The organism is Actinoplanes teichomyceticus ATCC 31121, assembly GCF_003711105.1.
Lineage (GTDB): Bacteria > Actinomycetota > Actinomycetes > Mycobacteriales > Micromonosporaceae > Actinoplanes > Actinoplanes teichomyceticus.
The window spans coordinates 5,236,652-5,257,113 of record NZ_CP023865.1 but is presented as its reverse complement, the minus strand read 5'-3'; the positions used below and the strand labels follow the sequence as shown (position 1 = coordinate 5,257,113).

The 20,462-nt window shown below is 74.6% G+C and carries 18 protein-coding genes; 13 read left to right on the top strand and 5 right to left on the bottom strand.

Going from position 1 to position 20,462, the window contains the following annotated elements; translation table 11 throughout:
• Positions 1-281 precede the first annotated feature (281 nt).
• The 5 genes from ACTEI_RS23085 to ACTEI_RS23065 are packed head-to-tail and all read left to right on the top strand — an operon-like array spanning position 282 to position 5,585.
• Positions 282-1,349 carry a hypothetical protein gene (locus tag ACTEI_RS23085; RefSeq protein ID WP_239082481.1) on the top strand — a complete coding sequence of 356 codons (1,068 nt, stop codon included), beginning with the start codon at positions 282-284 and terminating at the stop codon, positions 1,347-1,349.
• Positions 1,346-2,335, top strand: coding sequence for a hypothetical protein (locus tag ACTEI_RS23080; RefSeq protein ID WP_239082480.1), 990 nt, complete (start codon positions 1,346-1,348; stop codon positions 2,333-2,335). The genes ACTEI_RS23085 and ACTEI_RS23080 overlap by 4 nt, the downstream gene beginning before the upstream one ends.
• Positions 2,336-2,357: 22 nt before the next feature.
• Positions 2,358-3,023: a cupredoxin domain-containing protein gene (locus ACTEI_RS23075; RefSeq protein ID WP_145830893.1), complete on the top strand. Its 666-nt coding sequence runs from the start codon at positions 2,358-2,360 to the stop codon at positions 3,021-3,023.
• An 8-nt stretch (positions 3,024-3,031) separates the two neighbouring features.
• Positions 3,032-4,267 (top strand): hypothetical protein, encoded by a 1,236-nt coding sequence (locus ACTEI_RS23070; protein WP_122982353.1) that lies wholly within the window; start codon positions 3,032-3,034, stop codon positions 4,265-4,267.
• 49 nt (positions 4,268-4,316) lie between these two features.
• Complete coding sequence (locus tag ACTEI_RS23065) at positions 4,317-5,585, top strand: AI-2E family transporter (RefSeq protein WP_122979555.1); 1,269 nt, start codon at positions 4,317-4,319, stop codon at positions 5,583-5,585.
• 21 nt (positions 5,586-5,606) lie between these two features.
• On the opposite strand, the gene ACTEI_RS23060 is transcribed toward ACTEI_RS23065, so the two are convergent.
• Entirely contained in the window at positions 5,607-6,542 is a 936-nt protein-coding gene (locus ACTEI_RS23060) for a LysR family transcriptional regulator (protein WP_122979554.1), read from the bottom strand.
• Positions 6,543-6,657: 115 nt separating this feature from the next.
• Here ACTEI_RS23060 and ACTEI_RS23055 point away from each other — a divergent pair, with 115 nt between their 5' ends.
• The 7 genes from ACTEI_RS23055 to ACTEI_RS23025 all read left to right on the top strand — a co-directional run bounded on the left by ACTEI_RS23055 (position 6,658) and on the right by ACTEI_RS23025 (position 13,395).
• Positions 6,658-7,914 (top strand): MFS transporter, encoded by a 1,257-nt coding sequence (locus ACTEI_RS23055; protein ID WP_122979553.1) that lies wholly within the window; start codon positions 6,658-6,660, stop codon positions 7,912-7,914.
• A gap of 278 nt (positions 7,915-8,192) precedes the next feature.
• Positions 8,193-8,822: a transcriptional repressor LexA gene (gene lexA, locus ACTEI_RS23050; protein WP_122979552.1), complete on the top strand. Its 630-nt coding sequence runs from the start codon at positions 8,193-8,195 to the stop codon at positions 8,820-8,822.
• Positions 8,823-9,182: 360 nt separating this feature from the next.
• A complete protein-coding gene (locus tag ACTEI_RS23045) occupies positions 9,183-10,325 on the top strand; it encodes a DegT/DnrJ/EryC1/StrS family aminotransferase (protein WP_122979551.1) in 1,143 nt (380 codons plus the stop codon).
• On the top strand, positions 10,322-10,969 hold the full coding sequence (locus tag ACTEI_RS23040; RefSeq protein ID WP_203723704.1) for a sugar transferase: 648 nt from the start codon (positions 10,322-10,324) through the stop codon (positions 10,967-10,969). The genes ACTEI_RS23045 and ACTEI_RS23040 overlap by 4 nt, the downstream gene beginning before the upstream one ends.
• A complete protein-coding gene (locus ACTEI_RS23035; RefSeq protein WP_164466053.1) occupies positions 10,962-11,597 on the top strand; it encodes an acetyltransferase in 636 nt (211 codons plus the stop codon). Before ACTEI_RS23040 ends, ACTEI_RS23035 begins: the two co-directional genes overlap by 8 nt.
• Before the next feature lie 139 nt (positions 11,598-11,736).
• Complete coding sequence (locus ACTEI_RS23030) at positions 11,737-12,948, top strand: glycosyltransferase family 4 protein (protein ID WP_164466052.1); 1,212 nt, start codon at positions 11,737-11,739, stop codon at positions 12,946-12,948.
• A 141-nt stretch (positions 12,949-13,089) separates the two neighbouring features.
• Complete coding sequence (locus ACTEI_RS23025) at positions 13,090-13,395, top strand: hypothetical protein (protein WP_145830892.1); 306 nt, start codon at positions 13,090-13,092, stop codon at positions 13,393-13,395.
• A 40-nt stretch (positions 13,396-13,435) separates the two neighbouring features.
• Here the strand turns inward: ACTEI_RS23025 and ACTEI_RS23020 are convergent, their stop codons facing one another.
• The 4 genes from ACTEI_RS23020 to ACTEI_RS23005 form a co-directional block, all read right to left on the bottom strand.
• Entirely contained in the window at positions 13,436-14,698 is a 1,263-nt protein-coding gene (locus ACTEI_RS23020) for an O-antigen ligase family protein (RefSeq protein WP_122979549.1), read from the bottom strand.
• A complete protein-coding gene (locus tag ACTEI_RS23015) occupies positions 14,695-15,966 on the bottom strand; it encodes a lipopolysaccharide biosynthesis protein (RefSeq protein ID WP_122979548.1) in 1,272 nt (423 codons plus the stop codon). The genes ACTEI_RS23020 and ACTEI_RS23015 overlap by 4 nt, the downstream gene beginning before the upstream one ends.
• Before the next feature lie 91 nt (positions 15,967-16,057).
• Positions 16,058-17,065, bottom strand: a complete 1,008-nt coding sequence (locus ACTEI_RS23010) for a glycosyltransferase family 2 protein (RefSeq protein WP_122979547.1) — start codon at positions 17,063-17,065, stop codon at positions 16,058-16,060.
• Between the two features lie 77 nt (positions 17,066-17,142).
• On the bottom strand, positions 17,143-18,492 hold the full coding sequence (locus tag ACTEI_RS23005) for a tyrosine-protein kinase domain-containing protein (protein WP_239082479.1): 1,350 nt from the start codon (positions 18,490-18,492) through the stop codon (positions 17,143-17,145).
• A 162-nt stretch (positions 18,493-18,654) separates the two neighbouring features.
• Between ACTEI_RS23005 and ACTEI_RS23000 the strand changes: the two genes are divergently transcribed.
• Positions 18,655-20,460: a polysaccharide biosynthesis protein gene (locus ACTEI_RS23000; protein WP_122979546.1), complete on the top strand. Its 1,806-nt coding sequence runs from the start codon at positions 18,655-18,657 to the stop codon at positions 20,458-20,460.
• Positions 20,461-20,462: the final 2 nt, after the last annotated feature.

Genomic DNA, 20,462 nt, shown 5'->3' with positions numbered 1-20,462 from the left:
CCCAGTCTGTGCGCTCAGTACAGCGCACTTCCGGATACCCGAATGCCGTGAAAATGACCACTCACGTGCGCATTCTCACCGAGTGAGGCTGAGCGGGCACTGAGCGCGGTGGCGCAGCGGCGGCCGCGGGCGGCGCCACGCCGGCTCCGGACGGTGGCGGCGCCGAAGCCTCCGGGCCGGGCGCGGCCGGGGTCCCGCCGGTCGCCGGTCCGCCATCGGATCGATCGACGTGACGCTGCCGAGGTAGGTTACCGGGGCCCGGTCCGATCGAAGGGGGACGCGTGACCACGCCCGTGCAACGACCGCAACCGGTGGGGAACGTTCCCGCCGGCGCCGCCGCGTTCACCGCGCGGGAGCGCTGGGTGCTGCTGCTCGCCAGCGTCTGGCTGGTGATCGGGCTGCAACTCGACGCGTACGCGCATGCCACCACGCCGGAGCTGGAGACGTTCTGGACCCCGTGGCACGGCGTGCTCTACTCGGGCATCGCGGCGTGCGGTTTCACCCTGCTCGGGATCCTGCGGCCGCGGCTGCCGGCGATCCCGACGTACCGGAGCCTGCTCGCCCTGCCCAACGCCCTGCGCATCCCGCTGGCCGGCATGGCGGCGCTGCTGGCCGGCGGTGGCATGGACACGCTCTGGCACAACCTCTTCGGCATCGAGAAGCGGCTCGAGATCTTCGTCAGCCCCAGCCACGAACTGATCATCCTGGGCATGGTCCTGGTCGCGATGGGCCCGGCGCTGATGCTGGCCACCGCCCCCGGCCGCACCCTCGGCGCGGGCGGCGCCGTGCTGGTCACCGTCGCCGCGCTGTTCGCCGTGCTCCCGCTGCACATCTACTCGCTGCACGCCACCGCCCTCGGCATCCGGCACCTCGGCAGCGGCGGCGAGGACCCGCTGGTCTTCTCCACCGACGCCCAGCTGGTGCACGGCTACCTGGTCAGTACCGTTCTGCTGCTGGCGCCGATCGTGCTCATCGGCCGCCGCTGGCGTCTGCCGGTCGGCCTGCCGGCCACGCTGGTCGCGGTCCCGGCCCTGCTCATGCACCTGATGTTCGACTCCGACGCGCCGTGGTGGCCGCAGCTGACCGTGGCGCTGGCCGCGCCGGTGACCGAGCTGGCGCTGCGGGTGGCGAACCGGATGGCGACGCTGCCGGTCAACGGGCGGTGGATCGCGCTCGGGCTGATCGCCCCGCCCGTGGTGTGGGGCGCGGTGCTGCTGGTGGGGCAGATCCGCACCGGGTCGGTGGGCTGGAACGTGCACATGGTCAGCGGCCTGCTCACCCTGACCGCGTTCGCCGGAGCGGCGACGGTCCTGGTCACCCGCAGCATCCAGAACCTGCGGCCGGAGTGACCCGGATCGGTCCCGGCGCCCCGCGCGCGGCGGCGCCGGACACGCCCGCGGCCGTCCGCCGGTCCCCGGCCGGGCCGGTGCGGCCGGCCGGGCTGCGGCGAGCGGCGGTGCTGGTCGCGGTGGCCGGGGTGGTGGTGCTGGGCGCGGCCGGGCCGGCCGCGGCGCACGCCGGTGGGCTGGTCGCGACGAACGCGAGCAGCCGGGTGGTGGCCATCACACCGGCGGTCCCGGGCCTGCGGGTGCTCGCGATCGAGGACGGCGCGAAGCTGCGGCTGACCAACGACACCGGCGGCCCGGTCACGGTCCGGGGTGGCGGCGGCGCCGGAACACCGGCCACCGTCGCCACTGGCAATGAGCTGACCTGGGCGGACTCCCGGTCGACGCCGGAGGGCAGGAGGATCCCACCCGGACGTACGGCGGACTGGTCACTCACCGTCGAGGCCGGCGGCACCGCCGTGACGGTCACCGGCGTCCTCACCGGCGAGCGCCCGCCGAACCCGCTGCCCTGGTGGGCGCTGGCTATCGTGGCGGCCGTGGCCGTACCCGTGATCGTCCGCCGCCTGCGCCGCGCCGACGTGCTGCTGGCCGTGTCCGGCGTGATCGCGATGGCCGCGTCGGCCGCGCACGTCACCGGGTCCACCCTGGCGGTGGAGTCGGCGCCGTTCGCCGGCACCTTCCTCAGCGCCGCCGGGATCAACCTGCTGAGCTGGCCGCTGATCCTGGGCGGCGCGGTCACCGCCTGGCGCGGCCGGCCCGCCGGTCTGCTCGCGGTCTGCGCGGGCGCCGCGCTGACGGCGGTGTTCGTCCTGCCGGACGTGACGTCGTTCCACCGGGCGGTGCTGCCGTTCGCCGGCCCGGCGGCGGCCGAGCGGGCGCTGGTCGTGCTGGCCCTGGGCCTGGGCGCCGGGGTGGCGCTGGCCGGGGCGCCGGTGCTGCGCACGCTCGCGCAGCGTGCCGCCGCGCCGGTGACCGTGGAGCGCGGATGAGCGTGCTCGTCAGGGAGGGGACATGCGAGTGCTGACCGGGCTCGTCCTGCTGGTGTCGTCGGCCGCCTTCACGGTGCCGGCGCTGCTCGGGATGACCACGCTGCTGTCGGCGCCGAGCCTGCTGTCGGCCCCGGCGCTGTTCGCGGCGTTCGTGCTGGTGGTGTCCTCGGCGTCGATCGCGGTCTTCGCCCAGCTGGCGATGCTGGCGCTGACCCGCCGCCGACCGGTCCGCCCCGACCCGCCCGCGCCGGCCGGTGCGCCCCTCGCCGGGCACTCCGAGCCGCTCCCTCCCGGCCCGGCCGCTCTTCAGCGGCGGACGCTGCGCACCGTCCCGTTCCTGATGGCGGCGCTCGCGCTGCTGCCCGGTTGCGCCTCGGCGCCGGCCGCGCAGGCCGCGTCCCCGGCCGCGTGCGGACCGGCCGCCCGCGACCAGGTGCGGGCGGACGCGGCGCTGCGCGAGGGCCGGGCGCAACCGGCGCCGCGGCGGGTCAGCGTGCCGCTGGGCAGCCAGGTCCGGCTGGGCATCTCCGCCGACACCGCGGCCGACATCCACGTGCACGGCTACGACCTGCGATACCCGGTCCAGCCCGGCCAGCCGGCGTGCGTCGTCTTCGTCGCCTCCCGGCCCGGGCTGTTCGACGTGGAGGCGCACCCGGACATCCTGCTGCTGCAGCTCGAAGTGAAGTGAGCCGCGGCGTGCCGCTCGCGCACGGCGTCGGCGGCTCCGCCGACCTCCCGCTGCCGCTCGACCTGGTGTTGCAGGCCGGGGCCGCCACCGTCGTGCTGTCCTTCCTGATCGCCGCGGCGGTGTGGACCAGACCACGGCTGGCCGGCCACCCGCAGCGGCCGGTGCGCACCGCCGGCAAGCTGCCGGGGCTGCGGATGCTCGTCCTGGTGGCGTCGCTCTACCTGGTCGCCGACGCGCTGGCCGGTCCGCGGAGCGCGGCGAACCCGGCGGCCCACGCGCTGTTCGTGTGGCTGTGGGTGGGCCTGGTGCCGCTCAGCGCCCTGTGCGGACCGGTGTGGCGGGCGGTCAACCCGCTGCGGACGGTGTTCCGGCTGCTGCGGCTGCCGCGCGCCGGTCTGCGCCCGGGGCCCGGGGCGGGTGTCTGGCCGGGCGTGCTGTGGCTGCTGGCGTTCGTCTGGTTCGAGCTGGTCGCCCCGCACCGGACCGACCCGGTGGTGGTCGGGTGCGCGCTGCTGGGGTACGCGGCCGCGCAGCTGGCGATGGCGGTCCTGCGCGGGGAGGAGTGGTTCGCCCGGGGTGACTGCTTCGAGGTGTACTCCGAACTCGCCGGGCGGCTCAGCCCACTGCGCCGGCGTACCCCGTTGAGCGGCCTCGCCGCCCCCTTCCCGGCGGCGTACCGGGGCGCGGCCGGGCCGGCGGCGTTCGTCGCGGTCTGGTGGGGCTCGACGGTCTTCGACAGCGCGTCGGGCTCCCCGGCGTGGGCCGGGTTCGTGCAGCGGACCGGGCACCCGGCGCTGTCCGCCACCGTCGCGTTGACGCTGGTCTGCGCGGGCGTGTTCCTGGCCGTCCGCAAGGCGGCCCGCGGCCTGGACGTGACCGCCTCGCTGATCCCGGTCGCGGCCGGCTACACCCTGGCCCACTACCTGTCGCTGCTGGTCGTCGAGGGCCCGCGCGGGCTGCTGCTGGTGATCCAGCAGTGGGGCCTGGCTCCGGGCGCGGCCTGGGCCGTGGTCCCGCTCCCGCCGGTGATCGCCGGAGCGCAGGTCACCCTGATCCTGCTCGGTCACGTGCTCGGGGTGATCGTGGCGCACGACGCCGCTCTGGCCGCCGGCGCCCGGGTGACGGCCGGGGCGCCCGGTCCGGCGGCCCGCCCGATGCTGGCCACCCTCGCCGACGAGCTGCCGCTGGTGCTGTTCATGATCGGGTGTACCTGGACGGGGTTGTTGCTGCTCTTCGTCCGCTGAGTGCTTACTGTCCGTGTTATCGCTGGTCAGGGCGGGGTACTCGACGATCATGGGCGAGACCGACAACGGCCTGACCGCGCGCCGCACGCTCGTCGTGCTGGGACTGCTGCTGGCCACAGGCGCGGTGCTGTTCATCGGGTACGAGGCCCGCCGGGTGCTGACCTGGATCGTGATAGCCGGGTTCTTCGCGGTGGCGCTGCACCCCGCGGTGAACTGGACGACCCGTCGGGTGGCCTTCTGCAAACGCTGGCTGGCCACGCTGCTGGTCTTCCTGACGGCGTTCGCGGCGCTGGCGGCCCTGGTCACGGTGTTCGTCGTGCCGCTGGCCCGGGAGGGCAGCCGGGTGGTCGCCGACTTCCCGGCGATCGTCGAGGATCTGCGCAACGGCCGGGGGCCGGCGGGCAACCTGATCGAACGGTTCCACGTGCTGCAGTACGCGCAGGACAACGCCGACCGCATCCGCGAGTACGCCACCGGCCTGGGCGCGCCGACGCTGGCGTTCCTGCAGTCGATGGCGACCGGCGTGGCCGGGATCGCCACCATCTTCGTGCTGTCGTACCTGATGGTGCTGGAAGCGCCGAAGATCGCCGACGGGTTCCTGGCCCTGTTCCCGCAGCGGCGTGCCGAGCACATCCGGCGCGTCGGTCACGACTGCGCCCGCACGGTCACCGGCTACCTCACCGGGAACCTGCTGATCAGCGCGATCTGCGGGACGCTGACGTACGGCGTGCTGCTGCTGACCGGGGTCCCGTACGCGGGTCTGATCGCCCTGTTCGTCGGCCTCGCCGACCTGATCCCGCTGGTCGGCGCCACCCTCGGTGCGATCGTCGCGACCGGCGCCGCCTTCGTCGAGTCGATGACCGCGGGCCTGGTCGTGCTCGGCTTCTTCGTGCTCTACCAGCAGGTGGAGAACCACCTGCTACAGCCGCTGATCTTCGCCCGGACGGTGCAGCTGAACCCGCTGACCGTGCTGGTCGCGATCCTCATCGCGGTGGAACTGGCCGGCATTCTCGGCGCGCTGCTGGCGATCCCGGTGGCCGGGATCCTGCAGATCCTGGCCCGGGACATCTGGGACAGCCGGCGCGGCCGGCTCAAGGCCGAACCCACCGTCGGCGAGGAGCGGATGCCGGTGACCGCGGCCAGCGGCGACCGGGACGCCGGGCGGGCTGCCGCGGCCGGGGCGGTCGACACCGCTGCCGCGTACGCCCGCAGCCCCGCCGCCGGGTCCGGCGCCGCGCCGACCGGCGGGCCGGAGGGCGCGGCACCCGCCCCGGTCGGCGGGTCGCAGGCCGCGCCGCCCGGAGCGGCGCGCCACTGAACGGCGCCGGCGCGGCGAGGTTCAGCGCGGGAGCACCCACGCCGGCACCCAGCTTCCCGGAACGTCCTGGTCGGCCGTCGTGGCGGCCAGGTGGGCGCGGAGCGTGGCCAGCGCCGGATGCGGGTTGTCGCGACGCCACAGCAGCGAGTGCGGGTAGACGGGCGTCGGGCCGGTCACCGGGATGCGGCGCAGGCCGTGACCGGCCGGCCAGACCAGGCGGGTCCGCTCACCGAGGAAGGTGGCCAGCGCCGGGGTGTCGGCGACCGTGTCCAGCAGCGCATCCGAGCCGAAGTTGGGGCCGGTCGCCTCGATGGTGAGGCCGAACTCGGCGGCGAGGGCGTCGTAGTAGGCGGCCCACTCGGTGCCGGGGACGATGCCCGGCATCCAGATCCGGTGCCCGGCGAGCTGCGCCAGGGTCACCGACCGGGCCGCCGCCAGCGCGTGGGCCGGGCCGGTGAGCAGCTGCAGCGGCTCGTCCAGCACCCGGACGGCGGCGACGTCCGGCGGAAGGGGCCGGTCCGGCATCGCGACGGCGCGGAAGGACGCGTCGATGGCGCCGGACCGGATGGCGGCGACCGCGGTCTCGACGTCGAACAGCTTGAGCACGTCGAGTTCGGCCTCCGGGTGCGCGCGGTGGAAGTCGCGCAGCAGGCCGGACGTCGCCAGGCGTGACGCGATCACGTCGACGCGCAGCGGGCGGCGCTCCGGGCGTACCGACGCGAGCGCGCGCTCGGCCACCCGGAGCAGCTCGCGCGCATGGGGCAGGAGGGCCTGCCCGTCGATGGTCAGCTCGGCGCCGCGTGGGGTGCGGGTGAACAACCGTACGCCGAGGTTGCGCTCCAGCGCGGCGATGCGCTTGGACACGGCCTGCTGGGTGATCGCCAGCTCGGCGGCGGTCTCCTGGAACCGGCCCGCCTCGGCGGCGGCGACGAAGGTACGCACGGCGTCCACATCCATGCCGGCAGACCTTACCGGTACAACCGTGAGTTGTGAGTTGTCGGTGTCGTGGTTGTTTGATCCGCACGGTTGCCGCCTGTTTGGATCCGACCGGACAACGTCAGGTTGTCCACGGATGGCGGGAGGGCGGCGGGACATGGTGGCCGGCGACGGGTGGATGCGGCGGTTCCGGTGGCTCTGGGCGGCGTACACGGTGAGCACGTTCGGCACGTGGCTCGGGTTCGGGGCGTTCCCGTTGATCGCGATCCTGGTGCTGCACGCCGGACCGGTGCAGGTGTCGCTGCTGGCGGCGGTGGGGCCGGCCGCCGGTGCGCTCGTCGCGGCGCCGCTCGGCCCGTGGGTGGAGCGGTGCCGCAAACGTTCGGTGATGGTGGCGATGGACCTGGTCCGGTTCGCCGCGCTGGCCGGTGTCCCGGCCGCGTACGCCCTGGGCCGGCTCACCCTCACGCACCTGGTGGTCGTGTCGGTGGTCACCGCCGCGGCCGACATCGCCTTCAGTGCGGCCGGAGGCGCGTACCTGAAAGCGCTGGTGCCGCCGGCCGGCCTGCTCGTGGCGAACAGTCGGTTCGAGGCCACCGCGTGGACCGCCACCATGATCGGGCCACCGCTCGGCAACGCCGCGATCGGACGGTTCGGCCCGGTGACGACCGTGCTGGTCGACGCGATCAGCTACCTGCTCTCGGCGGTGGGCCTGGCCGCGCTCGGCGGCCGGGAGCCGCGCCCGGCGGCCACCGGTGGCCGGCGGCGCGGGGCCGGCGACCTGCTCGACGGCTGGCGCCACCTCCTGACCCACCCGCAGCTGCGCCCGCTGCTCTTCAACACGGTGCTGGTCAACGGCCTGATCATGGCGACCGCGCCGCTGGTCGCCGTGCTCATGCTCGACCGGCTCGGCTTCGCGCCCTGGCAGTACGGCCTCGCCTTCGCGGCGCCGTGCGTCGGCGGCCTGATCGGCTCCCGGCTGGCCGGCCCGCTCGTCGCCCGGTTCGGGCGGCACCGGGTCCTGCTGGCCGCCGGGACGCTGCGCGCGTGCTGGTCGGTCCCGCTGGCCTTCGTCGGCTCCGGCGCCGCCGGGCTCGGACTGGTCATCGCGGTGCAGTTCGGCCTGGTCACCTGCATGGGCGTGGCCAACCCGGTGATCGCCACCTACCGGCTCGACCGGACCGCGGCGGATCGGGTCGCCCGCACGCTGTCCGCCTGGTCGGTCACGAACAACCTCACCGTCGCCGGCCTGACCGCGCTGTGGGGTCTGCTGGCCGCCCTCACCGGCCCGCGGGCCGCGATCGTGGTGGCCGGCGTTGCGCTGCTGGCCACGCCGCTGCTGCTGCCCCGGGAGGACCCCGCGCGGACGGAGACGCGGCTGCCGCAGGCGTGACGGCGGGGCGCGGGTGCGCGCCCGCGGGCGGGGGCGGGGGCGCGGTTGCCGGCAGCGTGCCGGCGGGGTGGGGGCGGGGGCGCGGTTGCCGGCAGCGTGCCGGCGGGGTGGGGGTGGGGCGCGGTTGCCGGCAGCGTGCCGGCGGGGCGCGAGTGGCCCGCCCGCGGGTGGGGCGCGGTTGCCGGGCAGCGTTCCCGGGGGCCCCGGGAGGCTCGTCCGATCGGGCGGTTCCGGCCGCGATTCGTACATTTGATCTAATCATGCGGTAGGGTGCCGACATGAGCGTCGATGCCGGTGACGGCGAGTCCCCGCCGCGGATTACCGCCAAGCAGCAGCGCATCCTCGCGGTGATCCGCGAATCGGTGCGGGAGCGCGGCTTCCCGCCCACCGTGCGCGAGATCGGGGCGGCGGTCGGTCTGGTCTCGCCGTCCTCGGTGGCACATCACCTCAAGGTGCTGGAGCGGCACGGGCTGCTGCGACGGCAGCCGCACGGGTCCCGCGCCGTCGACGTGCGCGAGCCGGTCACGCCGGATCCGGCGGTCACCATCCCGCTGCTCGGCCAGATCGCCGCCGGCGCGCCGATCCTGGCCGAGGAGCACGTCGCGGACCACCTGACGGTCTCCACCGGGATGGTCGGGCACGGCACCCTGTTCGCCCTCACCGTCAAGGGCGACTCCATGATCGACGCGGCCATCTGCGACGGCGACGTGGTCGTGGTCCGCCAGCAACCGGTCGCGGAGAACGGCGAGATCGTCGCCGCCATGATCGACGGCGAGGCCACGGTCAAGACGTTCCAGCGGCGCAACGGGCGCGTCGAGCTGATCCCGCAGAACCCGGCCTACACGGTGATCCCCGGCGACGAGGCGGTCATCCTGGGCAAGGTCGTCTCGGTGATCCGCCGTCTCTGACGGCCCCTCGCCGTCCGCCGTCTCTGGCGGCCCGTCGCCCCTCGCCGTCCGCCGTCTCTGGCGGCCCGTCGCCCCTCGCCGTCCGCCGTCTCTGGCGGCCCGCCGCCCCTCGCCGTCCGCGGTCTCGGGCGGCGGTTGGTTCCCCATACCCGTGGTCTCCGCCGGCCCTTTTCCCCACGTCCGCGGTCTCCGGCGGACCGCCGGGCCGCGCCCTGCGCTGCCGCGGGACTTGCGCCGGTGGCAACCGGCGCGGGCTAGCATGGCAGGCGAAGAGGACGTCGAGCTGTTGCCCCGCCACGCCGAACGCATCCCCCCTGTGCCGGTCCGGGCACGGTGACGCGCAGCTATGGGCGGTGGGGGATGGTTGCCGATAAGCACGCCGTGCTGCTGTCCGCGCCCGATGTCGGCCGCCTGGAGCAGGAGTACGTCATGGCGGCCATGCGTTCCGGCTGGGTCGCACCGGCGGGTCCGGACCTCGACCTGTTCGAACGGGAGATCGCCGACCGGGTCGGGGTGCCGCACGCGGTCGCCGTCAACTCCGGCACCGCCGCGCTGCATCTGGCGCTGCTCGGGATCGGCGCCGGCCCGGGCGATGTCGTGGTCGTGCCCACCCTCACATTCGTGGCCACGGCCAACGCGGTCGTCTACACCGGTGCGACACCGATCTTCGCCGACTGCGACGTGACCACCGGCAACCTCGACGCCGACCTGCTGTCCGGCCTGCTCGCCGACCTGCGCGCCGAGGGGGCCCGGGTGCGGGCGGTGCTGGCCGTGGACCTGTTCGGCAGTTGTGCCGACTACGAGCGGATCGTTCCGCTCGCCGACCGGTACGGCATCCCGGTGATCGAGGACGCCGCGGAGTCGCTCGGCGCCGTGCGCCAGGGCCGGCCGGCCGGCTCGTTCGGCCGGGCGGCGGCGCTGTCGTTCAACGGCAACAAGGTCATGACCACCTCCGGTGGCGGCATGCTGCTCACCGCCGACGCCGGGCTGGCGCGGCGGGCACGTCATCTGGCCGGCCAGGCACGGCTGCCGGTGTCGCACTACGAGCATGACGAGACCGGCTTCAACTACCGGTTGAGCAATCTGCTGGCCGCGCTGGGCCGGGCGCAGCTGCGCCGGCTGGACGAGATGATCGAGCGCCGCCGGGCGCTGCGCGACGCGTACGCCAAACTCTTCGCCGACGTCGACGGCGTGTGCCTGCTGGGGGCCGGCGCCCCGGCGTCGAACTGCTGGCTCACCAGCATCGTCGTCGATCCGGGGCGGACCGGCTGGCGGGCCGGTGAGCTGGCCGCGCACCTGGCGGCCCGCAACGTGGAGACGCGGCCGATCTTCAAGCCCATGCACCTGCAGCCGGCCTTCGCGGGCGCCCGTGCCGCCCTCCGCGGCGCCGCGGAGCACCTGTTCGGCAACGGCCTGCTGCTGCCCAGCGGCTCCGCGCTGGATGAGGCGCAGGTGCGCGGGGTGCTCGACGACATCGCGGAGTTCCTGGACGGCGGACGGTGAGCCGGGCGGCCCGCGTCACCGACGTCGTGCAACGCGCGATCGACATCGTCGTGGCCGCCGCCGTCCTGGTGGTCCTGTCGCCGCTGCTGCTCGTGGTCGCCGCGGTGGTCGCGGCCGGGCTCGGCCGTCCGGTGCTGTTCCGCCAGCCGCGGCCGGGCCGGTACGGCCGGCCGTTCACCCTGGTCAAGTTCCGCACCATGCGGGACGTGGACGAGCGGCGCGGTCTGGTCACCGACGGCCAGCGGCTCACCGGCCTGGGCCGCGTGCTGCGCGCGACCAGCCTGGACGAGCTGCCGACGATGTGGAACGTGCTGCGCGGCGAGATGAGCCTGGTCGGGCCCCGGCCGTTGCTCATGCACTACCTGGATCTGTACACCCCGGAACAGGCCCGCCGGCACCTGGTGCGACCGGGCGTGACCGGACTCGCGCAGGTGCGCGGGCGCAACGCGCTGAGCTGGGCGGACCGGCTGGCGCTGGACGTCTGGTACGTCGATCACCGGTCGCTGGCGCTGAACATGCGGATCCTGGCGCGGACCGGCCTGATCCTGGTGCGCCGGGAGGGCATCGCGGCCCCGGGCGAGCCGACGATGCCCGAGTTCACCGGTACGCCGCAGCCCGGCGGGACGGAGCCGGACAGTGCCTGAGCCGGTGGTGATCGTCGGGTGCGGGGGCCACGGCCGGGAGATCTTCGGCATCGTCGCGGCCGTCAACGCCGCGGGCGGTGACCGCTGGCAGGTCCTGGGCTTCCTCGACGACGCGCCGGCCGAGGCCAATCTCGGTAGCCTCGGCCGTCTGGGCGCCGCCTGGCTGGGGCCGAGCGCGCTGCTGGCCGAGCTGGACGCGCACTATGTCGTCGGCATCGGCGATCCGCGGGTGCGTGCCGGCGTCGTCGCCCGGCTCGACCCGCTGGGCAGGCCGGCGGCCCGGCTCGTGCACCCGGCGGCGACGGTCGGCCCGGACAGCCGCCTGGCCGCCGGTGTGGTGGTCTTCGCCGGCGCCCGGATCACCACGAACGTGACCCTGGGCCGGCACGTGCACGTCAACCAGAATGCGACGGTCGGCCATGATGCGGTCCTGGGCGAGTGTGTGCAGGTGAATCCGCTGGCGGCGGTCTCCGGCGACTGCCGCATCGGCCGGGAGGCGCTGATCGGCACCAACGCCTCGGTGCTCCAGGGCCGGGCCGTCGGCGACCGCTCCACGGTGGGCGCCAATGCCTGCGTCGTGCGCGATGTGAGCGCGGGACGGACGGTCAAGGGTGTGCCCGCGGCGTAGCTGCGGACCGCGCGCCGGCCCCGGCGGGCGCCGGGTTTCCGCGGCGCAGGCGCGGACTGTGTGCCGGCCCCGGTGTCCCGGCGGTGCGGGTGCGGGCAAGCCGGAGCCTGGTCCGGATTGAACGGATTATCGTAACTTGGTGCGGATCACGTATATCCATCAGTACTTCAAGACACCCGGCATGGCCGGCGGAACGCGGTCCTACGAGTTCGCCCGGCGCCTGGTCGAGCGCGGCCACGAGGTGCACATGATCACCGGTGCGCCGGCCGGCGACCGGGCCCGCACCAGCACCGAGGCGGGCATCGTGGTGCACTGGCTCCCGGTGCCGTACGACAACGCGATGAGCTACCGCCGCCGGCTGTGGGCGTTCCTCGGCTTCGTACGGCGGTCGGCCGTGGTGGCCGGGCGCCTGCGGCACGATCTGGTCTTTGCGACCAGCACGCCGCTGACGGTCGCTATCCCCGGCGCGTACGCGGCGCTGCGCCGGCGGGTGCCGATGGTGCTGGAGGTGCGCGACGTGTGGCCGGAGCTGCCGATCGCGGTGGGCGCGCTCCGCTCGCCGGTCAGTCGCTGGGCCGCCCGGCGGCTGGAGGCGTGGGCGTACCACCGGGCGGCCCACGTCATCGCGCTGTCCCCGGGCATGGCCGGCAGCATCCGGCGCCGGTTCGCCGACGTCGCGGTCACCGTCGTGCCCAACAGTTGTGACCGGGCGCTGTTCGCCGACGCCGACCGCACCGGTGCGGCGTTGCGCCGGGACACGCCGTGGCTGGCGGACCGGCCGCTGGTGCTGTACGCCGGGACGCTCGGGCTGGCCAACGGCGTGGACTATCTGGTCCGGATGGCCGCCGCGCTGGCCGAGACGGATCCCGAGGTGCGGGTGGTGATCCTCGGCGACGGCGGGATGCGCGACCGGATCCGGGCCCTGGCCGCCGAGCTGGGCGTGCTGGAGCGGAACCTGTTCCTGCTCGGGCCGGTCAGCAAGGCCGAGGTGGTGGCCTTCTTCGGGGCCTGCGACCTGGCCGTCTCGGTGTTCCTGGACCTTCCCGAGCTGGGCAACAACTCGCCGAACAAGGTCTTCGACGCGTTCGCCGCCGGGCGTCCGGTCGCGGTCAACCACGGCGGGTGGATCGCCGAGCTGATCGCCGAGACCGGCGCCGGCCTGGTTCTGCCGCCGGGCGATCCCGCGGGCGCCGCGGCCGCGGTGGCCGGCTTCGTGCGGGACCGTACGGCCGGCGCGGCGGCGCGGGCGGCGGCGGGCGCGCTGGCCCGCGACCGCTTCGACCGCGATCTGCTGTTCCGGGACTTCGAGCGGGTGCTGACCGGGGCGGTCGCGTCCGCGGGCCGTCGATGAGGCGGGGAGCGCGGGACGGGTCCGCCGTGCGCCACGGCAACCCGGGGATTGTCGGCTTCGGGGTGGTTCGCGGGGATACCGGTAGGGAATTCGTACCCCCACCCACGTGCCGGCCGGGACGGGTACGGCTAACGTTCCGGTGTGGCTAAGGGATCAATGGCGGTGCTGGTCGCCTGTCTCGTACTCGCGGTGCACGTCGGTCTGGGCCTGTTCGCCGCGACCTGGTTGTGGAGCGCGACCGACGACGACCCGCGCCAGTGGATGTACTTCTACGGCACCGGCGGCTGCTGCATCTCGCCGATCACCGCTTCGGTCGGCGCCTTCCTGGTGAACAACCCACGGTTCAAACCGGCCGGCATCGGGATGCTGGTCGGGCTCGCGGTGGCGCTCGCCGCGGCGGCGGTGGCCATGCTGATCGGGTACTCCCCGTCCTGGGCCACCGGCTGAGCCGGCCGCCCGGGCGTCGCGCTGATCGCGGCGGCCGTGCTCAGTGCCCGGGCGGCCCGGGCCCGGCACCCCCGGAACCCGGCCTGACGTGGCGGGCCGCGGCTCCCCGGGCGAGGGGCCGGGTCACCGCCCCGGCCGGCGCCGGCGCCGGCCGTACCGCCGCGAGCAGCAGCAGGATCCACATCAGCCGGGCGTCGTAGTAGTCCCCGGAGAACAGGCTGGCGGCGCCGATGAAGATGCCGCAGTAGGCCGCGGTCCGGGCCTCCAGGCTGCGCTCGCGCACCGGCACGCTCCGGTACGCGTACCACAGGCAGAGCCAGGCCAGCAACAGCAGCGCCAGCCCGACGAAACCGCCCTCGGCGGCCATCGACAGCGGCAGGTTGTGCACGTACCGCTCGCCGAAGCCGAGGTTGGCGACGGCGTTGAAGCCGTTGAGCCCGGTGCCGAGGATGGGCCGCTGCAGGAAGATCCGTAACGCCATCTGGAACAGCACGTCGCGCTGCGACGCGTACCCCTGCCCGAGGGTCGCCTCGATGAACCGCTGCTGGACGTAGCCGGCGATCAGCGGCCCCACGGTGATCACCAGCACCGCGGCGACCACCGCGAGCAGGGCGAGCGGCTTGGCCAGCCGGGCGAAGTCCAGCCGCGGCCGGATGGCGAGCAGCGCGACCGTGACCGTGATGCCGAGCGCGGCCATGCCGCCGCGGGAGCCGGACGCGACCGCCCCGAACAGGAACGCCGGGATCGGGACCAGCCAGATCAGCCGCTCGCCGTTGCGCAGGTAGAGGTAGAGCGAGGTGATCGCCCCGAGGACCATGATCCGGACGAACACGTTGGGGCCGCCGCCGAGCGCCGCCCACCGCCCGTTCGAGGCGTGTCCCCGGCCGGTCGCGGCGGCCAGGAAGTACACCCAGGCCGCCACGTGGAACAGGGTGAGGGTGACCGCGGTGACCCCGTCCCGGTCCCAGGCGGCCAGGGTGAAGTAGACCAGCAGCAGCCCGGCGATCGCGCACAGGTCGCCGACGGCCGGGCCGGTCACCGCGCCCGGCGGCGCCCACAGCACGGAGATCCCCTGGTAGGCGAGCAGGGCGGCGACGCCCAGCAGGGCGTAGCCGCCGGCGGCCGGGTGGGGGCCGCTGCGGTGCGTCTCCAGCGCCAGGCACAGCAGCAGGACCAGGAAGAGCGGCACCCGTACGTCGTTGACCACCGGCACGTCCAGCCCGACGCGCACCAGCGTGAAGCGCCCGGCCAGCGCCGCCACGAACGCGACCAGGACGACCAGTCCCGGGCGGCGCGGGCTCATCGGCGTACGGCGTACGCGGTCAGGCCGGCCGCGTCCACCCCCAGCGCCGCGGTCGCCGTCACCAGGCCCAGCACCGCCGCGTACCCGGGCGTGAGGAACATGGTCCCGATCCACGTCATCACCACCTCCAGGGCGAGGCACGCGACCAGCAGCCGGCTCATGAACTTGGCCTTCAGCAGGGCCTCCATCGTCGGCCGCGCGGCGTAGAACATGGCCAGCGGGATCGCCGCCAGCACCCCGGCCCGCAGCACCGGGACCGCCGCCGAGAACTCCGCGCCGAGGAACCCGTGCACCAGGGCCGGCGCGAATCCGACGATGATCAGCGTCGGGACCACGGCGAGCATGGCGGCCAGCACCGGCAACGCGGTCAGCACCCGCCGGACCCCGGTGTCCTCGCCCGCGCGGTGGAACAACCGGCTCAGCCGGGGCAGCAGCACCGGGGTGAGCATGCTGAAGAACGAGCAGATCAGGGTGACCGCGGAGGTGGCGAACCCGACGTACCCGGCCTCCGGCCCGCCGGGCAACGCCACGGCCACGGCGAAGGTGGGGAACGTGTAGAGGGCGGGCAACGCCACCTCCCCGGGCATCCGGCGGACGCCGTACGCGAGGAGGGTCCGCAGCGTCGGCTCGGCCGTCCCGGCGACGGCCGGCGGGCGGCGACGGACCACCAGCATCCCCCACACCCCGATCGCCGCCGCCCCGACGCCCTGCACGATCAGGAAGTCCTCGATCCGTTCCGCGGCGAAGTACCCGACCAGCGGCATCAGCCCGAGCCCCAGCCCGTAGGTCAGATTGGCGTCGAGGACCTGCTGGTTGCCGCGCAGGGCGGCCAGCGCCACGGTGCACAGGCAGTTGCCGCCCAGCATCACCACGATCGCGACCACCGCCAGCCGCCCGCCGGACAGGCCCAGCCGGGCGGCGATCCACTGCCCGGCCGCGGCGCCGGTCAGGCCGGCCACGACGACCAGCGCGGTCTCGGTGTAGAGCGCGTGCCGGGCGAGCCGGCGGGTGGTGTGCTCGGTGCGCGGCAGGTAGCGCTGCAGGCCCAGGCCGAGCCCGAGCAGCAGGACCGGCTGGAACGTGCTGACCACGCCCCGGGCGATCTGGTAGTACGCGAAGCCGCCGACACTGCCGCGCTGCGCGACCAGGTGGAACAGGTACAGCCCGGCGCCCAGCACCAGCCACTGCACGGCGAGCGTGGCGGCGTAGTCCTGGCGTACCGCGGCGGGAACGCTCCGCAGCAGCGACCGGAGGTGCGGGCCATTCACCGACGGGCATTCGCCGGGGCGGCGGGCGGCGTGCCGGCCCGCCGGATGGACGCGCGGTCCCCGGCCGCCGGCCGCCGGGCGATCCCGGTGCTCATCGGCGCCGCGCCGCCGGGTCGAGCAGGCCCCACGCCGAACCGGCGGCGTAGACGACGTGCGTGGTCACGAAGATCACCGGCAGCACGGCCAGCAGTGCGGGGTCGTGCTGGCGCCGGGCCAGCCGCCCGGCCGTGGCCAGCGCCGCGGCGGCGTACCCGCCCAGCACCGCGGTGGTGAGCCGCCGGGCGGTCCGCACCCGTGGCGCGGCGGCGGCGCCGGCGGCCACCGACAGGACGAACCCCAGGGGTACGACGTTGCGCCACGAGCCGATCCAGCGACCGACCGCCCGGCTGGCCCGGAACGGCCAGTAGCCCGCCTCGAACGTCCACGAGCAGAACTCGCGGAGGTCGCTGCGCGCGTAGTACGTGCAGGTGACGTCGGGCAGCAGCAGCACCTTGCCGCCGGCCGCCCGCAGCCGCTGGTTGAACTCCCGGTCCTGGTCGCGCGCCAGGTGCTCGTCGAAGAGCCCGATCCGGTCGAACACCGCGCGCCGGTAGCAGCCGCCGAACACGGTGTCCACCCACTGCGGGCCGGACCCGGCGGCGCGCGGCCGGGCGGCGCCCGCGCCCAGCACGGCGGTGGTGCCGACCGCGATGGCCCGGCCCAGCGCGGTGTCGTCGCGCGGCAGCGCGCGGCGGATCCCGCCGACGTTGTCCGCCTCCGGGTTGCGCAGCAGGCCCTGGACGCACTTGAGCAGGTAGTCGGGTGCGTACTCGGCGTGCACGTCGAGCCGGACGATGACGTCGCCGCGGGCGTGCGCGATGCCCAGATTGAGCGCCGCCGACTTGCTGTGCCCCGGGTTGTCCAGCAGTCGCAGGTTCGGCTCGCGCAGCGCGTGCTCACGCACGATCGCCCGGGTGCCGTCCGCGCTCATGCCGTCGACCAGCAGGATCTCCACCCGGTCGGCCGGGTAGGTCTGCGCCTTCACCGAGTCGAGGAACCTGCCGACGAAGCGGCCCTCGTTCCAGCAGGGGACCACGATGCTGACGTACGGAGCTTCCATCAGTGCCTTCCCAGGGATGGGGCGGGCGCGGGCGCCCCGGTCGTGGTCGTGTCCCGTGCCGCCCGGGCGGCGTACGCTCATCCGGCCACCGCCTGCATCCGCCATCCCCGGCCCCGCTGCGGCGGCGTGCCCGGGCCGGCCACGTACGACTCGAAGGTGGGCACCGCGTCCGGGCCCTTGCGGGCGACCATGTTCAGCACGCCGCCCAGCAGCGTGGCGTTGACCGCGTGCAGCGTCCGGACCGCGGCGGTGACCTGGGCCGACGTGGTGCGCCGGGCGCGCACCACGAGCAGCGTGCCGTCGGTGTGGGCGGCCACCACGGCGGCGTCGGTGACCGGCAGCAGCGGCGGGCAGTCGAAGATCACCACATCGAACCGCTTGCGTACGTCGTCGACCAGCTCGGTCATCCGCGGCGAGCTGAGCAGCTCGCTCGGGTTGCGCGGGGTGCGCCCGCCGGCCAGCAACCACAGCCCGGCGCCCCACGGTTGCAGCACCTGCTCCAGCGTGGCCGTGCCGTCCAGCACCGCGCTCAGCCCGGCCGACTCCTCCTGCCCGAGGAAGGCGGCCAGCCGGGGGCGGCGCAGCTCGGCGTCGACGATCAGGACCCGCTGCCCGGCCTCGGCGAACAGCAGCGCCAGCCCGCAGGCGGTGGCCGAACGGCCCTCGCCGGGCACCGCGCTGGTCACGGCCAGCGTCTTCACCGAGTTCGCGGCGGCCGCGCACTGCACCTGGGTACGCACCTCGCGCAGCGCCTCGGTCCGCGCCGACGTGCTCACCGACACGAACGGGCCGGGGCGGGCCGGTCTGCCGGAGTCCATCGGCACCCGGGCCAGCACCGGCGCCGAGGTCAGCACCTGCAGCGCCTCCGCGGTGCGTACGGTGTCGTCGGCCACCTCCCGGCCCACCGAGGCGACCGCGCCGACGACCAGGCCGACGACCGTGGCCAGGGCGAAGTTGTTCAGCGCGTCCGGGGCGACCGGATCCTCGTCCAGGCCCGGACCGGACACCACGGTGACCTTCACGGTCGACGGCTCGCCGGGCGCGGAGCGCTCCAGGCTCTCCACCGCGCTCTCGAACCGCGCGGTCAGCCGGGTGAGTAGCAGCAGCGCCCGGTTGCGGTCCCGGTCCTCCACGCTGACCTCCATCATCACCGTGTCGGCGACGGTCTCCGAGGAGATCGCGTCCCGGACCTCCTGCTCGTCCATGTCGATGCCCGGGGTGCCGGCCAGCGGGGTGGCCACCTCGTCGCTGGTCAGCAGCCGGGCGTAGGTCGCCAGGCGGCTCACGTTGAACATGCTGGCGGGGTAGAGATCGGAGGCGCCGGCGATCGGCGTGGAGAAGAAGAACGTGACCCGGGCGGCGTACACCGGGGTCATCTGCAGGTTCACGACGAGAGCGACGCCGAGCGCGACGACGACCGAGGTCACCAGCAACCACCAATGCCTTCGGGCGACACGGAGGTAATCGCGTAGGCCCACCCACACCTCCCCGTTCCGTGGCTACCCGCCACGATATGGCGATGTCCGGGGCGCTTCCGTGGTATCGGAAAAGTCTGCTTGCTGAGCATTTGCCCTGCTACGCTGCCCGGCATGAGGGGCGCGCGGCTGCTGCCGCTGCTGGTCGACGGCGCCGCGTGGTCCGCCGGGCTGCTCGCGGCCGTCCTCGCCCGCTACGACTTCGCCCCCGGCCGGCGCGAGCTGAACGGCGCGCTGACCGCGGTCGTGCTGGCCGTGCTGCTGCAGGCGGCGATCGGTCACACCCGGCAGCTGTACCGCGGGCGGTACCGGTTCGCCGCCTTCGACGAGGTACGCGCGGTCGCGTCCACCACCGCCGCGGTGACCCTCGCGCTCACCGCGATCGTGCTGCTGCTGTCCCGCCGGCCGGTCCCGCCCGGCCTGCCCGCCCTGGCCGGCGCGGCCGCCCTCACCCTGATGCTCGGCGCCCGCTACGCCCGGCGTGTCCAGCTGGCCCGCCGTCAGCGCCCGGACGTGCGCGCCGCCGCGCCGGTGATCCTCTTCGGCGCCGGTGCGGCCGCCGCCAAGCTGCTCGACTCGATGCTGCACGACCCGAACGGCCGGTACCTGCCGGCCGGCCTGATCGACGACGACCCGGGCAAGCGCCGGCTGCGCATCCTCGGCGTGCCGGTGCTCGGCACCCGCGACGACATCCCCGGCGCGCTCGCCGCCACCGGCGCCGAACTGCTGGTCTTCGCGGTCGCCAACGCCGAGGCGGCGCTGGTCCGCGACATCCGGGACCGGACCCTGGCGGCCGGCGCCCAGTTCAAGGTGGTGCCGTCGGTCAGCGAGCTGATGGACCACCCGGTCGAGGTGGCCGACATCCGCGAGGTGCAGGTCACCGACCTGCTCGGCCGGCACCAGATCGACACCGACCTGACCGCGATCGGCGGCTGCCTGACCGGCAAGCGGATCCTGGTAACCGGCGCCGGCGGGTCGATCGGTTCCGAGCTGTGCCGGCAGATCCACCACTTCCGGCCGGCCGAGCTGATGATGCTCGACCGCGACGAGACGTCGCTGCTGGCCGTCCAGCTGTCCATCGACCCGCACGCCCGGCTGGACGACCCGGCGGTGATCCTCGCCGACCTGCGCGACGGGCCCCGGATCCGGGAGATCTTCCGTACCCGCCGCCCCCAGGTGGTGTTCCACGCCGCCGCGCTCAAGCACCTCGCGCTGCTGCAGCGGCACCCGGCCGAGGCGGTGAAGACCAACGTCGTCGGCACCCTCAACGTCCTGGAAGCGGCCGAGTCGGTGGAGCGGTTCGTCAACATCTCCACCGACAAGGCCGCGGACCCGACCAGCGTGCTCGGCTACTCCAAGCGGATCACCGAGCGGCTCACCGCGTGGACGGCGCGCCGCCGGCCGGGCACGTTCCTCAGCGTCCGCTTCGGCAACGTGCTGGGCAGCCGCGGATCGGTGTTCACCACGTTCAGCACGCAGATCGCCGAGGGCGGGCCGGTCACCGTCACCCACCCGGACGTGACCCGCTACTTCATGACCATCCAGGAGGCGGTCCACCTGGTCATCCAGGCGGCCGCGATCGGGCTCGACGGCGAGGCGCTGGTCCTGCAGATGGGCGCCCCGGTCCGGATCGCCGAGGTGGCGCGGCAGATGGTCGCGCTGTCGCACAAACCGGTGCCGATCGAGTTCACCGGCCTGCGCCCGGGTGAGAAGCTGACCGAGACGCTGTTCGGCGCCGGTGAGGTGGACCACCGCCCGTTCCACCCGCTGGTCTCGCACGTCCAGGTCCCGCCGCTGAACCCGGCCCTGCTGCGGTCGCTGGACGCCGGCGCGGACACCGCGGTGGTGGTGGCCCGCCTGGCCGAGCTCTGCGCGGCCGGCGACCGGGCCGCGCCGGCAGGACTGATCGGCACCACCTGACC